Annotated in this window: 16 protein-coding genes; 12 read left to right on the forward strand and 4 right to left on the reverse strand. The window is 55.9% G+C overall.

Annotated elements, in window-relative coordinates; translation table 11 throughout:
* Window positions 1-98: 98 nt before the first annotated feature.
* Window positions 99-1,508, forward strand: coding sequence for an aspartate kinase (locus AC27IT_RS15220; RefSeq protein WP_005829378.1), 1,410 nt, complete (start codon window positions 99-101; stop codon window positions 1,506-1,508).
* Here the strand turns inward: AC27IT_RS15220 and AC27IT_RS15225 are convergent.
* Complete coding sequence (locus AC27IT_RS15225; RefSeq protein ID WP_025844118.1) at window positions 1,433-1,876, reverse strand: M67 family metallopeptidase; 444 nt, start codon at window positions 1,874-1,876, stop codon at window positions 1,433-1,435. The two genes, AC27IT_RS15220 and AC27IT_RS15225, sit on opposite strands and share 76 nt — an antisense overlap.
* 112 nt (window positions 1,877-1,988) lie before the next feature.
* On the opposite strand from AC27IT_RS15225, the gene AC27IT_RS15230 reads away from it, so the two are divergent.
* From AC27IT_RS15230 to AC27IT_RS15255, 6 genes are all read left to right on the forward strand, one after another.
* Window positions 1,989-2,840, forward strand: coding sequence for a DUF72 domain-containing protein (locus AC27IT_RS15230; RefSeq protein ID WP_005829383.1), 852 nt, complete (start codon window positions 1,989-1,991; stop codon window positions 2,838-2,840).
* Window positions 2,841-2,861: 21 nt separating this feature from the next.
* Window positions 2,862-3,686: a sulfite exporter TauE/SafE family protein gene (locus AC27IT_RS15235; RefSeq protein WP_005829385.1), complete on the forward strand. Its 825-nt coding sequence runs from the start codon at window positions 2,862-2,864 to the stop codon at window positions 3,684-3,686.
* Window positions 3,687-3,714: 28 nt separating this feature from the next.
* Window positions 3,715-5,193, forward strand: coding sequence for a bifunctional metallophosphatase/5'-nucleotidase (locus AC27IT_RS15240; RefSeq protein WP_007787461.1), 1,479 nt, complete (start codon window positions 3,715-3,717; stop codon window positions 5,191-5,193).
* Entirely contained in the window at window positions 5,190-5,429 is a 240-nt protein-coding gene (locus tag AC27IT_RS15245) for a DUF6154 family protein (protein WP_005829389.1), read from the forward strand. Before AC27IT_RS15240 ends, AC27IT_RS15245 begins: the two co-directional genes overlap by 4 nt.
* An 83-nt stretch (window positions 5,430-5,512) precedes the next feature.
* Entirely contained in the window at window positions 5,513-5,815 is a 303-nt protein-coding gene (locus AC27IT_RS15250; protein WP_005829391.1) for a YunC family protein, read from the forward strand.
* Between the two features lie 162 nt (window positions 5,816-5,977).
* Entirely contained in the window at window positions 5,978-7,072 is a 1,095-nt protein-coding gene (locus AC27IT_RS15255) for an HD-GYP domain-containing protein (RefSeq protein ID WP_025844117.1), read from the forward strand.
* A gap of 5 nt (window positions 7,073-7,077) precedes the next feature.
* Here AC27IT_RS15255 and corA read toward each other — a convergent pair whose 3' ends face one another.
* Entirely contained in the window at window positions 7,078-8,013 is a 936-nt protein-coding gene (gene corA, locus AC27IT_RS15260; protein ID WP_005829396.1) for a magnesium/cobalt transporter CorA, read from the reverse strand.
* A gap of 357 nt (window positions 8,014-8,370) precedes the next feature.
* On the opposite strand from corA, the gene AC27IT_RS15265 reads away from it, so the two are divergent.
* Window positions 8,371-9,162 (forward strand): hypothetical protein, encoded by a 792-nt coding sequence (locus AC27IT_RS15265; protein ID WP_025844116.1) that lies wholly within the window; start codon window positions 8,371-8,373, stop codon window positions 9,160-9,162.
* Between the two features lie 179 nt (window positions 9,163-9,341).
* A complete protein-coding gene (locus tag AC27IT_RS15270) occupies window positions 9,342-10,658 on the forward strand; it encodes a globin-coupled sensor protein (RefSeq protein WP_005829401.1) in 1,317 nt (438 codons plus the stop codon).
* Between the two features lie 70 nt (window positions 10,659-10,728).
* Here the strand turns inward: AC27IT_RS15270 and AC27IT_RS15275 are convergent, their stop codons facing one another.
* On the reverse strand, window positions 10,729-11,208 hold the full coding sequence (locus AC27IT_RS15275; protein ID WP_340673189.1) for a cysteine dioxygenase: 480 nt from the start codon (window positions 11,206-11,208) through the stop codon (window positions 10,729-10,731).
* 341 nt (window positions 11,209-11,549) lie between these two features.
* On the opposite strand from AC27IT_RS15275, the gene AC27IT_RS15280 reads away from it, so the two are divergent.
* The 3 genes from AC27IT_RS15280 to AC27IT_RS15290 are packed head-to-tail and all read left to right on the forward strand — an operon-like array spanning window position 11,550 to window position 13,702.
* Window positions 11,550-12,755 (forward strand): MFS transporter, encoded by a 1,206-nt coding sequence (locus AC27IT_RS15280; protein ID WP_487091891.1) that lies wholly within the window; start codon window positions 11,550-11,552, stop codon window positions 12,753-12,755.
* 42 nt (window positions 12,756-12,797) lie between these two features.
* Window positions 12,798-13,523: a sporulation protein YunB gene (gene yunB, locus AC27IT_RS15285; protein ID WP_035316748.1), complete on the forward strand. Its 726-nt coding sequence runs from the start codon at window positions 12,798-12,800 to the stop codon at window positions 13,521-13,523.
* A 32-nt stretch (window positions 13,524-13,555) separates the two neighbouring features.
* Window positions 13,556-13,702, forward strand: coding sequence for a hypothetical protein (locus tag AC27IT_RS15290; protein WP_290426396.1), 147 nt, complete (start codon window positions 13,556-13,558; stop codon window positions 13,700-13,702).
* A gap of 11 nt (window positions 13,703-13,713) precedes the next feature.
* Here the strand turns inward: AC27IT_RS15290 and AC27IT_RS15295 are convergent, their stop codons facing one another.
* Window positions 13,714-14,130, reverse strand: coding sequence for a hypothetical protein (locus AC27IT_RS15295; protein WP_290426403.1), 417 nt, complete (start codon window positions 14,128-14,130; stop codon window positions 13,714-13,716).
* Between the last annotated feature and the right edge of the window lie 36 nt (window positions 14,131-14,166).

Below are 14,166 nucleotides of genomic sequence, written 5' to 3' on the forward strand. Positions count from 1 at the left end.
GAAAAGACACTTGTACTTTTTGGGTGGATACATTAAGCTAGTAACAGACTTCCTGAACGAAAAAGAACGGACAAGAGCGGATAGATGGAGGAGTAGAGATGAAAGTAGCAAAATTTGGTGGCACTTCCCTGGCGAATGCCGAGCAAATAAAAAAAGTATGCAGCATCGTTTTGGCTGATCGAAAGCGGCGGATTGTCGTCGTTTCGGCACCTGGCAAAAGACATAAGGACGACACGAAAGTAACCGACCTGTTGATTCGCTACGCCACCCGTTTTTTGCAGGACGGACAGGCGGACGCGGAAAAACAGGCTGTTTTTGAGCGCTATCGGGAGATCGTGGCGGAGCTGGGACTGGGAGAGGAAGCCGGGCAGCAACTGGAAAGCGAGCTTGATGCGGTGCTGAGCAACCGAAAGGGGCTGTCGGCTGAACGGTTTATGGACGCGGTCAAAGCCGCAGGAGAAGATACGTGTGCGAAGATCGTGGCGCACTACTTGCGGAGCCTGGGCGAAGAGGCCAGCTATGTGAATCCGAAAGACGCCGGAATGCTGGTGACAGATGAAGCGGGCAACGCCCACGTCTTGCCGGAGGCGTACGAGCAGCTTGCCGCGCTGCGGGAGAGAAAGGGGATTACGGTCTTTCCGGGCTTTTTCGGCTATGCGGCGAGCGGGGAGCTGGTGACGTTTTCGCGTGGAGGCTCGGATATTACCGGCTCGATTCTCGCTGCGGCGGTGACTGCGGACGTGTACGAAAACTTCACCGACGTAGATTCGGTGTACGTCGTCAACCCCAATCTGATCGCCAATCCGCGAAAAGTGAAAGAAATCACGTACCGCGAGATGCGCGAGCTGTCCTATTCGGGCTTCAGCGTCTTTCACGAGGAAGCGCTCATTCCGGCGTACCAGGCGGACATTCCCGTTTGCATCAAAAATACAAACAACCCGTCTGCGCCGGGAACGATGATCGTAGCCGAGCGTCCCTACGCGACAAACCGGGTGTCGGGGATTGCCAGCGACAGCGGCTTTTGCAGCATCTACGTCAGCAAGTTTTTGATGAACCGCGAGATCGGCTTTGGGCGCAAGCTGTTGCAAATTTTCGAGGAGGAAGGCATTTCCTACGAGCATACGCCTTCTGGCATTGACAACATTTCCGTCATCCTGCGCGAAAAAGACCTGACGGAAGACAAGGAGAAGCGGATTATCGAGCGCATTTTCCGCGAGTTGGAAGCCGATGATGTCGCGGTGCAGCACAGCCTCGCGCTCGTCATGATTGTCGGGGAAGGCATGCGTCAATCGGTCGGCACGACCGCCAGAGCGACGACTGCGCTCGCGGCGGCGAAAATCAACCTGGAGATGATTAACCAAGGCTCGTCTGAGGTCAGCATGATGTTCGGCGTCAAAGCGGCCGAAGCGAACCGCGCCGTCATCGCCTTGTATCAGGAATTTTTTGGAGACGACGCGGAGTCGGCAGACGAGGTGTCTGCCACTTCTGTTGCGTCCGTAAGCGTGTAGTCGCGCGCAACGAATCTGCCGTCCTGCCATTGGTAGACGCGCCAATCGGGAACATCCGCGGCCAGGCCGACAATCCAGTAGGACAGCGATGGGTAGTGCCAGCCCGCCGCATCCCGCGCGGAAGGGATGGGAGCGGTGTGCGGATGGGTGTGCAGGACGCCCAGCCATTGCAGATGGCGCTTGCGAATGTCGCCAACCGCCTGGAGAAACGCAGGGCCATCCCAGGAAAAGACGTGCTTGTCCAAAGAGATCGGCATGGAAATGAAATCGGTAATCGCTGCCCCTCTGCCAACGAGCAGGGCAGAATATTCATAGGGAAACGCCTCTTGTGCAGCATACAGGAGGCGTTTCGCTACTTTTCGCTCCAAACATATTTTGTTATCCTTAGACGCAAAGGGTTCACCTAACCAGTCCGTTGATTGCATGAGGAATCGTCCTCCTTCTGCTCTATTCCATTAAAATCCGGAGGTTTTTTGTGCCATGAGTACGATACATGTGGGAGTCTGCGGGTGGGGCGACCATGACACATTGTACGGCCAGGGTGTACGGAGCCGTGACAAGCTGGCTGTTTACGCCAGCCACTTTCCGATCGTGGAGGTGGACAGCTCCTTCTACGCCATTTTACCACAGCGCAATTACGAGTCGTGGGTCCGGGATACGCCGGACCGCTTTGGATTTATCGTGAAGCCGCATCAAGCGATGACCGGCCATCTGCGAGGGGATGCCCCTGTCAACCGCCGCGAGCTGTTCGCGCAGTTTGAAGAGAGCATCCAGCCGCTGGTGGAGGCGGGCAAGCTGAAGGCGCTGTTGTTTCAGTTTCCGCCGTGGTTCGATTGCACGCGCGAGCACGTCCAGTACGTCCAGGCTTGCCGTCAGGCGCTGGCCGCTTATCCGTTTGCCGTGGAGTTTCGCCACCAGAGCTGGTTTGAAGCGCGTTTTGCGGAGCGCACACTGGACTTTTTGCGCCAGATCCATGCGGTGCACGTCCTGTGCGACGAGCCGCAGGTGGGAACAGGTTCGGTCCCGATCGTGCCAGCCGTCACGCATCCTGCTCTGGCGATTGTCCGGTTCCACGGGCGCAACAAAGCAGGGTGGCGCGATCCGGGCGAAGGCCAAAACTGGCGCGACGTGCGCTACCTGTACCGCTACAGCGAGCAGGAGCTGACAGAGTGGCTCGTCCACATTCGCAAGATCGAGCAGGAAGCGGATGAAGTTTGCATTTTGTTCAACAATAACTCTGGAGGCGATGCGGCAGCGAATGCCAAGCAGTTTTCAGACATGCTCGGACTCGATCCGAGCGGTTTGAACCCTCGACAGATGGAGTTGTTCTAAAAGGAAGAAAGAAGGGGAGCCATGCTTGTAGCTATCGCTGCGTTGTTTTTGCTAATTGGGGTAGTCGCTGGCGTGATCGGCAGTATCGCCGGGCTGGGCGGCGGCATCTTTTTTGTGCCAGCGCTGATGTTTTTCGCCAACTGGTATGAGCCGGGTTCGATGCCTCCGCAGGTGGCGGCTGCGACTTCCTTGCTCGTGATTGCGGTGACGGCCTTGTCGTCATCCATCTCGTACATCAAACAAAAAAAGGTCGACATGCAGAGTGCCCTGCTTTTTTTTATCGGCAGCGCACCGGGTGCTATCGTGGGTGTCTACCTTAATACATTACTAGCAACAGAAGATTTTACACTGCTGTTTGGCCTGTTTCAGTTGTGCATGTTCGTGGTCCTGATGGTCAAGGACAAACTCCGGCCGCGCCAGATCAACTGGGAAGTGAAGCGGCAGTTCGTCGACAACGAAGGCAAGGAATACGAGTATGGATATAGCAGGTGGAGCGTCATTACGATCGCCTTTTTTGTCGGGATCACGTCCTCGCTGTTCGGCGTGGGTGGCGGCGTGCTGATGGTTCCGGCGATGATGCTGCTGTACCGTTTTCCTCCGCATATCGCCACAGCTACCTCCATGCTGGTCATTTTTTTCTCGGCGGTGGTTGGCTCGGTGACGAACATTTTCCACGACCATGTGAACTGGCTGTACGCCGCCATGCTTGCCCCAGGCGCATGGGCGGGCGGAAAGCTGGGCGCCATCGTGGCGAGCAAGCTGAAAGGGCGCACAATCGTCCTGTTTTTGCGCATCTTGATTTTGGCGATTGCGGTACAAATGATAATAAAAGCGGTTATCGGATAACGAAGAGAGACAAAGGGAGGGGAAAGTCGTGGCGGACACCTGTACCTTGCATTTGCTGCACACCAACGATTTGCACAGCCATTTCGAAAAAATGCCGCAGATTGCGACTTGCCTGAAAACGCGCCGCGAGCAGTGGGAGAGCCAGCAGGAGCATGTGCTGACCGTCGACATCGGGGACCATATGGACAGGATGGACGTCCGCTCGGAGGCGAGCTTCGGGAAAACGAATGTGAGCGTCCTGAACAGATGCGGCTACCAGTACGCGACGATTGGCAACAACGAGGGGATCACGCTGCCGAAAAGCAAGCTCGATTCGATGTACGAGCAAGCCGGCTTCACCGTCATCGTCGGCAACCTGCTGGACAGAGCGACGATGGCCCCTCCGGCCTGGGCTGTCCCGTATGCGATCCACACGTTTGGGGAGCTGCGCATCGCCTTGCTCGGCATGACCATCCCTTTTTCCTCCTATCAGAACATGGGCTGGGAAATCCGCGAGCCGCTGCCTGTTTTGCGCGAGCAAGTGGCCGCCTTGCGTTCTTCTGTCGATATCGTCATCCTGCTGTCTCACCTCGGCTACCCGACCGATTGCCGGCTTGCGCAGGAGGTCGAGGGACTGGATGTGATCCTCGGCGGACATACCCATCATACGCTGCCGCATGGCGAACGGGTGGGCAACACGCTGATCGCCCAGACGGGCCGCTTCGGCGAGCACGTCGGCCACATCAGGCTCGTCTGGGACCGCGCGGCCAAACAGATCGCAGACGTTTCGGCAGAGCTGTTTGAAACCGGGCAGTACGAGCCGGACCAGCGGCTGCTCGCTTTTTTGCAAAAAGAACACGAACGGGCCCATGCGAGCCTGATTCGGCCGATTGCCAGGCTGGAGCGGGATTTGCGCGTCAACTGGACGGAGGAGACTCCGTTCGGCTCTTTTTTGGCAGCCAGCATTCGCAAGTGGACAGGGGCTGAAGTGGGAATTGCCAACGGAGGGCTTTTGCTGTCTGACTTGCAGCGCGGCAGCCTGACTTTTGCCCAACTGCTGAAAAGTGTGCCTCATCCGATCAACGCCTGCGCCGTGACGCTCACCGGCAGTCAGCTCGCTGCCGTGCTGGAGCAGGCGATCCAGCCGCAGATCGTGCATCGCGAGCTGCGCGGCTGCGGTTTTCGCGGCAAAATCGAAGGCTGGATGGCGGTGGACGGGCTGCGCATCCGGTATGAGGACTCCGAGGAGCCGCATATCGTGGCGATCGAGGTCAACGGCCAGCCGCTGGCAAGGGAGCGGGAGTATCGGGTCGGAACGGTCGACATGTTCATGTACAACCGCCTGTTCCCCGATTTGCTGCAGGGCAGGGAGATCGAGTATTTTCTTCCGGAAATGCTTCGCGAGGTGATCGCCAGCACGATTACCGACACAGCGCTTGTGCAAAACGCTTTTTTGCCGAGATGGGAAAAAGTGCCCTCGCCCGGTTCTGGGCATGCTATCGAGAGAAGCAAGGGGGATGAGCGATGAGGTTTATCGACGAAGTTTACGAACTGTACAAAGGACACTTCAATGGCGACGAGGAGGATATTACGGCAGTGGTTGTCGGCGTTTTGCACGAGCAGACGCGCGACGACCTGCTTGAGCTGGTGGAGGGCATGGACGAGGAAGAGCTGTTTCACATGCTGGCTACGTACATGATCGAAGTGATGAAGCGCAAGGTCGCGATGGAGGATGAACAGTTCCCGGCACCGCTCGTGCATTGAATGCGCCGCTTGGCGGCACACACTTTTGGCTCCTGTGTCATAGGATGGTAACGCAAAAGCAGGAGAGAAAAGGAGGGAGCGGGATGGTCGAAGTACAGCCTATCCACTTTCCGGAAGGGACGGCGATCGCAGTCACCGTGCGGCTGCCCAAGACGACATTGCTTGCGGTGACGACAGACAAAGGCTACATCATGTGCGGGGCATTGGACGTGGGCTTGCTGAATGAACGGCTGGCCAGCCGCGAAATTATTGCGGGCAGAGCCGTCGGCGTCAAGACGATCGACGAGCTGCTGGACGCGCCGCTGGAATCCGTGACGACGACAGCAGAGGCGCAAGGAATCACGGCCGGCATGATCGGGCGGGAAGCCGTCGTCAAAATGCTGTAGCATACACAGATAACGATACACGCTGAAACAAGGACGCCTTTGTCGATGAGACGAAGGTGTTTTTTGTGGGCGCGATTTCTTGGGAGCTAGAAATTTTTTCATGTAGAATTACGTCGAATCACGCTATAATAGGGGTACTCTGATGAAAGGCGAAGGTTGGAAATGAGACTGAAATCCATTCATAAATGCCAGCCGGGCGACAAGCTTGCCCGTTCCATCTACGCAGAAAACGGAACGGTACTCGTTGGGGCGGGAGTAGAGCTGACCCAGCGAATGATCGAGCGCCTCAAGAGCAAGAACATCAACAGCCTGTACATAGAAGATACTCGCACGGACGATATCATGGTGGATACAGTCATTTCCGAAGGCACGCGCAGACAGGCGATGTCCATTATTCACGATACGTTTCGCAGTGTTCAGGAAGTGCCGCAAAAATGGCAGCAACTGTTAACGGACAAAAATCTGGGCCGCCAGTTGAGGCAAGTCATGTCGGCTGTCGCTGACGAACTGAAAGGCAGCAAATCAGCCATGAACCTGCTCGCCGACGCATGCGCCTTCGATAACTACATTTTCAGCCATTCCTTCAACGTCGCGCTCTACAGTACGGCACTGGCGATCAACACAGGCTGTACGGAAAGAGAGATTTTGGATATCTCCATCGGCGGCATGCTGCACGACATCGGCAAGATGCACATTCCGGATGAAATCCTGAAAAAGCCGGGCCGCTTGACGACAGAAGAGTTTGAAGTGATGAAAAAGCATGCCGAAATCGGCTTCGAGATGCTGCGCAGGCAGGACGACATCCCGCTGCTCGCCGCGCACTGCGCCTTCCAGCACCACGAGCGCTGGGACGGCTCCGGGTACCCGCGTCATCTGAAAAAAGAAGAGATTCACCCTTTTGGCCGCCTGATGGCCGTCGCTGACGTATTCGACGCCTTGACCTCGCATCGCGTCTACCGCCGGGGGATGCTGCCGCACGAAGCGATGGAAGTGCTCTATTCCGGGTCAGGCGTATTGTTTGACCAGTTATATGTCGAAGCTTTGCGCGACACGATTGCGCTCTACCCGGTAGGCTTGAGCGTGACGCTCAACACAGGCGTATCCGGCGTGGTTGTGGATTCCAACAAAGGCATGCCAAGCCGGCCCATCATCCGCATCTTGGTCAATGAAGAAGGGCAGGATCTGGCGCAGCCGTATGAATGCGATTTGTCGAAAATGCTTTCGCTGATGATCGTGGCGTGTGGCGACCTCGTCTAGCCAGTTCACAGCCACTCTTTTTTCTTGAACAGGATGAACATCGTCAAGCCGATCGCCGCCATGCAGCCAAGCACGATGTAGTAGCCGTAAGGAGAGTGCAGCTCCGGCATGAAGTCGAAGTTCATGCCGTAAATCCCTGTGACGATCGTCAGCGGCATGAAAATCGTGGTCAGGGCGGTAAACACGCGCATGATATCGTTTGCCCGCCCGGCGAGAGCTGCCTGGTAGGCTTCGCGCAAGTTTCCGATCAAGTCGCGAAATGTCTCGAAGTTTTCCACGATCTTGCTCGCATCCTCCAAAATATCGCCAAAGTACTTCCGCAGCTTCGGCCGAATCAGCGGGAGTTCTTTTTTGTGCAAGGCATCAATCAAATCCCGTTGCGGCACGAGCATTTTTCGCGCGTACAAAATCTCGCTGCGCAGCCCGATGATCTGGTCGAGGTGGGATTTGCGGGTGTTCATCAAAATTTCCTCTTCCAGCGCTTCAATCAAGTCCTCGATTTTTTCCGTCACATCAAAATACCGATCCACAATCTGATCGACGAGATGATACAAAAAAGTGTCCGGGTGGTTCACTTCTTTTTCCCGGACGATGGGGAGCATGGAAGCGAACTCTGGCGCTTCCTGCTTGGTCACGGTAATGATCGCATGGCTGCCGAGAAAAATATTGATCTCCCGCAGGAAAATGTCCTGATTGTGGAAGGCGATGCCGTTTAGCACCATGAAATAATGGTCGTCGTATAGTTGCAGCTTGGGCCGCTGCTCTTCTTCGTCGATGCAGTCCTCGACCGCGAGCGGGTGAAGCCCGAACAGCGGCTGCAAAATATCGAGGTCGAAGGGAGAAGCGTCAATCCAATAGAAGCCTTTTCCGGGCACTGCGACAGCTTCCTCCACGTCATCTATTTCCGTTATGAGGCCGTTTTCGATCAGTCGTATCTTCATGCGTGCATCTCCTGCCAGTAGAGTGAGGGGATGGCGGCAGACGTGGCAAAATACGTGTGAGAATCAGCTCATAGGCAGAGCGCAGCGCTTCGCGGCTGGGGGGAGCCTGTGCGGCCCGCCGTTTTTTTGGCGTATCCACCCTTGTCTCGCCTCCTTGTTTGGCTGTCATTCTCATACGTATGACAATCGGCTCGTCTGCTTGCCAGAGACGGTCAACGTTCTTTGGAATAGTGTACCGCACTTTCCTGCATCTAGCCATTTTGGAAACGGGGCAGTTTTCGCAAAAATAACGGCATGGCCTGGCGATTTTTCTAACATACTACGAACGATAGCGAAAACGTAAAAAGGTGGATGCATATGTGGAAGGGTAAACGAGTAGGGATGGCAGCCGTGCTGGCGTGGGGGTTGATCGCGGGAGCAGCAGGGCAACCGGTTAGCGCTCGGGAAGCGCGCCAGGTTCAGCCGCCGCCGAGCGTGTATGAGGAAATTCAGATCAAACGGCAAGATGTCACAGGAGACGGGCGTCCGGATGTCGTGACGCTGCTCGGCCACCGCTTTGCCGCTGACAGCCCGTACTATGAAAAGCTGAAGGTGATGGTGCAAGATCCGGTGGCGAAAAAGACGGTGTTTTTTACGACGCCGTATGGCGGGTATCAGCCGGACATGGCTTTTTGCGATTTCATCGGAAACGGCACGAAACAAATTTTGCTCCAGGCGCCGACGGGCGGCAGCGGCGGAACATCGGAGTTTTACCTGTTTGGCAACAAGGACAACAAGCCTGTCGTTTTGCCGGTGCCGCAGCCGCTGACGATCACCGGTTCGTACCAGGACAACTACAAAGTGCCGATTCACATCAAAGAGACGAACCATACCACCGTTCTCGACCTGACTGACCGCAAAAAAATATACGACGAAAACGGGGTGTACAAGGACGGAAAGCTGCTGACGCCGACCGAGGTGATGCCGAACAGCTTCAGCGTGCTTACGCCTGTGGACGAGAACCGCGACGGCGTCTGCGAGCTGAAGGGCGTGCAGCGGGTGAGCGGCGTAGCCAACGCCGACACGATTGCCTACGTCGAGTCGCTGTGGAAATGGGACAAGACGGGCTGGAAGCTGCAAAAGGCAGAAGTGAAAAAAGCAGAGATGTAGAGCGTGGAGGGGGCCTTCCTTTTCAAGAGAAAGGGCGCTCTCTTTGTTTGGGGCGTGGTTTACACGATAGAAGAATCGGGTATATAATTAAAAGGATATGCCAATTGGAAATTATTCGTTTACTCTACCTAATATGGTTAGTCCAGCCATTTTTTATTCGGTAAAAAGGAGTTCGGCGTATGAGTACATGTCCATTTTCCAGCCTGTTTGGATTGAAAGGAAAAGTCAAAAAGGAGTCGTTTTTCCAGGAGCGCAAGGAACAGGGAAAAGTACAGCTTCACGGGCAAACCACCCTCTCCAGGCAACTGGCGCTGATCCATCTGACAGAGGAGGACTTGTCGATTGTCAAAGCGCTTCAACCGCTTATCGTTCGCAATATTGACAAAATTGTAGACTTCTTTTATTCGAATATTGAAACTGAACCACTGCTCATGAGCATTGTGGACAAAAACAGCACCATTGCCAGACTGAAGGGCACACTGACCCGCCATATCACAGAGATGTTCAACGGCTGTATCGACGCCGCGTACATCGAGCAGCGCAGCAGGATCGCCATCATTCACATGCGGATCGGACTGGAGCCGAAATGGTACTTGAGTGCGTTTCAAAATTTGTTCATATCCATTATGGATATTCTGCATAAAAACATCGCGGACAAGGATGAGTTCGTGCTGGCGCTCACTGCGGTGAGCAAAATTCTCAACATCGAGCAGCAAATCGTGCTGGAAGAATACGAGAATGAACATGAGCGTGTTCGTCGCGCCGAGCAGGCCAAAAAGGACGAACTGCGGGTTTTGCTGACCAATTCCGCGCATGAGCTGGCAGCCGTCTCGGAGGAAAACAGCGCGTCCGTCGAGCAACTGACGGAGCAGTCGCGCGAAGTGCTTCGCTACGCCGAAAACGGCACGGATTTTTCCAGCAAGGCGCAGGAGCTGTCCCGGGAGGGCAAGGAAAAGCTGGAGAAGCAGCAGGAGCAGATGGGGCTGATCCAGCAGAGCGTGAAGCAAATTTCCGAAGAAATGAACACGCTGGAGGACAACGCGGAAAAAATTCGCGGAATTGTCGACGTGGTGACGGCGATTGCCGAGCAGACCAATCTGCTGGCGCTCAATGCGGCGATCGAAGCCGCGAGAGCCGGAGAGCAGGGGCGAGGCTTTGCGGTCGTAGCCGACGAGGTGCGCAAGCTGGCCGAGCAGACGAAAAAATCGGTATTCGGCGTGCGGGAGCTGATCGAGAAAACGAATCAGCAAACGACTGTCCTGTCATCGGTCGTGCTGGAAATCCAGGGGCTCGTGAAGTCGAGCACAAAAATGACGGACGAGACGAATGCGTTTTTCGAGGGCATTATCAACGCTGTCTCCGACAGCAAGGAGCAGAGCTCGCACATTCAAAAAGAGCTGGAAAACTTCTTCAAGGTCATGGAGGATATGAACCAGGCTGTGGCGCAAGTAGCCAGCTCCGCGGACGAGCTGTCGGAGATCACGGAAAATTTGTAGGCGAAGAAAAAACAGTACGGCCGTCGGTGGGGGGGCGTACTGTTTTTTTCATGAGCGTGTGTTCGTTGCGTCAGGTCGCAGAAGTGGTCGGGTGATACTGCCGGGAGTTTTGCAGCGGCGGCGTGTAGACGTTGAGCGAGTACACCGGCGCGTCTGTGTTGTTGCGGATGGCGTGAATTTCGCCGGGGGCGACGTAGTAGCAGTCTCCGGCGCTGACATGGGTTGTCTGGGCGCGAAACACCTCTCCCTCGCGATCGGCAGGAAGGTAGACGACATTGGTGAGCGTCCCGGAAATGATCCATTCCCAGCCAAAGGAATCGCCATGGTTGTGCGGGACAGACTCCTGCATGCTGGGCAGATGGATCAGGACGACTTCGACGTGCGTCGTCTGGTACAAAATTTTGCGTCCGTAGGGGAGATGTTCAGGCTGGGGAATGTGGGACGCGATATCTTCTGGGCAGAGCGAAAGGGAAACGAGCGCCTGCCTCAGCTCAGCGTGACTGGGGAAAACGAGGGAGCCAAATGCTTGTTCCAAACGTTGCAAATTCATGACAAACCTCCTGAGGCGAAAAGAGATCTTCCCCTTACCATATGAGAAACAGTTGCAGTCTGACGTAGGGGAAGCGCGTTTTTTTGCGAAGGCCAGTCAAACGATTTGGCGTGACAAGGCAGCTTGCTTCGCTCTATCATGGGGATACGGCAGTTGGTGCCGCACGAAGACGGTGAGGGGACGGCCCCCGTCAAAAGTGATTGTCCAAGTTCAACAATGGTTTGTACCCAACTCAACACATGAGGAGGCATGCGCATGTCAACTGCCACAATCAGTGTACGCACCCTGTAGCGGGGGGCGTCTGTCCGAACCGCCTGCGACTGACAGGAGGTTTGGCACACATGAACGTAAAACATTACTTGTACGTCAATGCGCTGTCTTCGCTTGGCTCGCGAATGGATTTGATCGCGTGCAGCGCGTTGATTTTCACATTTGAGCATAGCGCCTTTTGGCTGACGGCCTTTTTTGTCGCCCGTCAGGTAGGCGGCATGCTGTTCAGCCCGTTTGCGGGCATGCTGGCTGACCGGATGGACCGCAGGCATGCCATGATCGCAAGCGATATCGGAGCAGGACTTGCGCTTCTCGCAATCATCGCTGCTCCGCATCCGTATGTCGTGGTTGCCGCAGCGTTTCTCAAAGGCATGCTGTACACGCTGTTTACGATCAGCTTTCAGGCTTCGCTGCCGCAGATGTTCGGGATGGAGCGGCTGGTGTGGGTGAACGGGCTCAAGGTGCGCCTGGAATCGCTCGTAGGCATGGCGGGCTTTGTGCTGGGGGGCTTTTTGACTGACCGTGTTGGCTACGCGCTCGTCATTGGCGCAGATGCAGCCAGCTTCTTCCTCTCGGCTTTGCTCTTGACCCGGATGCGCTGGGAGAGCCGGGCATGGCCGAAAAGCGGGGCGGCTGGCGAGCGCTCTGCCGGAGACAGCGGGGGGAAGCAAAAGGAGCGTGGCATGCGGGCAGCCGTCAGGTATTTGCAAAGCGCGCCCGTATTGCTTGCCATCAGCCTGCTGGCTGCGCCGCTGTCGATCAGCACGGCTTCGCATAACTACGGTTTGCCGTTTTTGGCAGATCAGATTAGCCACGGGGACGCGACCTTGCACGGGATGATGTGGTCAGTCATGAGTGTCGGCGGCCTGCTCGGCGCTTATCTGGTGGCGCGCATTCCCGTTGTGCCTTGGCCTGGGATGCTGGGGGCGCATTGGCTCCTGGCTGTGTTCATCGTGCTTGCGTTTGCCGCCGACGGTGCGGTTTGGGCGCTGCTTTTGCTCGCGGGCGCGGGGCTTTTTGGCGGAGCGGCTCAAGTATTGGAGAGCACGCTGTTGCAGCAGGCCAAAAACGAGGTGCGCGGCAAGGTGCTGGGGGTACAGGGCTTGTTTAGCCGCAGCGGGTTTTTTGTCGGATTTTTGGCGGCGCCCGCGATTTCCGCTGTCTTAGGATTGGCAGCGATGGTCGCCGTCGCGCAGGCGCTTTTGGCTCTGGCACTGCTCGGTCTGGGATGCTATGTGCGCAAGGCACAGCAAGCGGGCGGCGCTCGTCGCGGGTAGTCTTTTTTCCCGTCACTCACCATAGGATGTACCAATTGGGAGGTGACGGGAGTGGCTATATTTCGACCCCGTCGGCGTTGGAGAAACCCGCTTTCCCGAACGAAAGCGTTTTTGATCGCGCTGGTGATTTTTTTTGTGCTGTCGATTCAGACGCTCGTTTTTTTGCAGCATCGGCTGGAGCCGACACTGTTGATCCTGGCTACTCAAAAAGCAGAGCAATTGGCGAAGGAAGCGATTACGGATGCGGTCACCAAGCGGATTTCCCAGCAAGGCGTCGACTTCAACCAGATCGTGAAGATCGAGAAGAACAACGAGGGGCAAATTCAGGCGTATCAGTTCAACTTCAAGGAGTACGCAAGAATTGTCGGCGAAACCACCTCGCGCGTCCAGAACAAGCTCCAGGAGTTCGAGACGGAAAAAGTGGACCGCACGATTCCGCTTGGCCTGGCGACAGGGAATACGTTTCTGGCGCAAATGGGGCCGAACTTGCCCGTGACCTTCGTGCCGATCGGCTCTGTGAAAACGAAGCTGGAGACAGAGCTGAAGGAGGCGGGCATCAACATGGTGCTCGCCACGGTCTACATTTTCGTAGAGGTCGACTTGCGCATCGTCATTCCGTTTGCGACCGAGGAGCAGACGGTTACGACGAAAATCCCGATCACGCACTCCCTCATCATCGGCGACGTGCCGCAGTATTTGTACAACAATCCGGAAGGCAAGCCGGATGTGCCGCGTGCGCCCATGGAAGGTATGGACGACAGCCCGTAGAAGGCGCGGCGGAAACGAAAAAAAGCGGCAGCGTGCGAGCTGTCGCTTTTTTCATGGAGATGGCTGCCCTTGCTTACTGCTCCGCCCAGGTGGCAGTCAGCTCGATGACGCCTTCCTGGCCGCTGAGCGGGCCGCCGATCATCGACCAGGACTGTTTTTTCTCGACGTTGCCTCCCTGAATAATGATGTTTTAGTCGTCGATGGTTTGCCCGGCGTCAGAGAGGTTTTGCGTCTTGAAGTAGTCTTTGTACAGCTTGGTTACGGCTGGCATGCTTTCCTTTGTGCTGAAAATGAGCAGGACAGACTTTTTGCCGTCTTTCATTTCGGAATGCGAGGTGCTAATTTCGGCGACCTCCGGGAGCGGGAAATCGGCTGGGAGATATTCCGGCCGCTTCTGTTCAGAGGCAGGCTGGGCAGCAGTGTCGCCGGAAGTTTGCTGGGTCGGCTGTTGCGCAGTCTGCTGTGCTGGTTGCTGCGCTGACTGTTGCGGTGTTTGCTGTTCCGCTTGCTGTGCTGGTTGATCCACTGAAGCTGGCTGGCTGCACGCACTGATCGCCACTGCTGCGAAGAGCGACAGAGCGACGTGCGCCCACGCTTTCTTTTTCATCACGTATCATCAGCTCCTCTTCATCATACGTAGAAA

It is taken from the genome of Brevibacillus sp. YAE8, from assembly GCF_057543335.1.

Bases quoted from the DNA above. Each gene is read 5' to 3' on its own strand.
- AC27IT_RS15220 (WP_005829378.1), top strand. From the start codon at position 99: ATGAAAGTAGCAAAATTTGGTGGCACTTCCCTGGCGAATGCCGAGCAA.
- AC27IT_RS15230 (WP_005829383.1), top strand. From the start codon at position 1,989: ATGAGTACGATACATGTGGGAGTCTGCGGGTGGGGCGACCATGACACA.
- AC27IT_RS15235 (WP_005829385.1), top strand. From the start codon at position 2,862: ATGCTTGTAGCTATCGCTGCGTTGTTTTTGCTAATTGGGGTAGTCGCT.
- AC27IT_RS15245 (WP_005829389.1), top strand. From the start codon at position 5,190: ATGAGGTTTATCGACGAAGTTTACGAACTGTACAAAGGACACTTCAAT.
- AC27IT_RS15250 (WP_005829391.1), top strand. From the start codon at position 5,513: ATGGTCGAAGTACAGCCTATCCACTTTCCGGAAGGGACGGCGATCGCA.
- AC27IT_RS15255 (WP_025844117.1), top strand. From the start codon at position 5,978: ATGAGACTGAAATCCATTCATAAATGCCAGCCGGGCGACAAGCTTGCC.
- corA (WP_005829396.1), bottom strand. From the start codon at position 8,013: ATGAAGATACGACTGATCGAAAACGGCCTCATAACGGAAATAGATGAC.
- AC27IT_RS15265 (WP_025844116.1), top strand. From the start codon at position 8,371: ATGTGGAAGGGTAAACGAGTAGGGATGGCAGCCGTGCTGGCGTGGGGG.
- AC27IT_RS15270 (WP_005829401.1), top strand. From the start codon at position 9,342: ATGAGTACATGTCCATTTTCCAGCCTGTTTGGATTGAAAGGAAAAGTC.
- AC27IT_RS15275 (WP_340673189.1), bottom strand. From the start codon at position 11,208: ATGAATTTGCAACGTTTGGAACAAGCATTTGGCTCCCTCGTTTTCCCC.
- AC27IT_RS15280 (WP_487091891.1), top strand. From the start codon at position 11,550: ATGAACGTAAAACATTACTTGTACGTCAATGCGCTGTCTTCGCTTGGC.
- AC27IT_RS15295 (WP_290426403.1), bottom strand. From the start codon at position 14,130: ATGAAAAAGAAAGCGTGGGCGCACGTCGCTCTGTCGCTCTTCGCAGCA.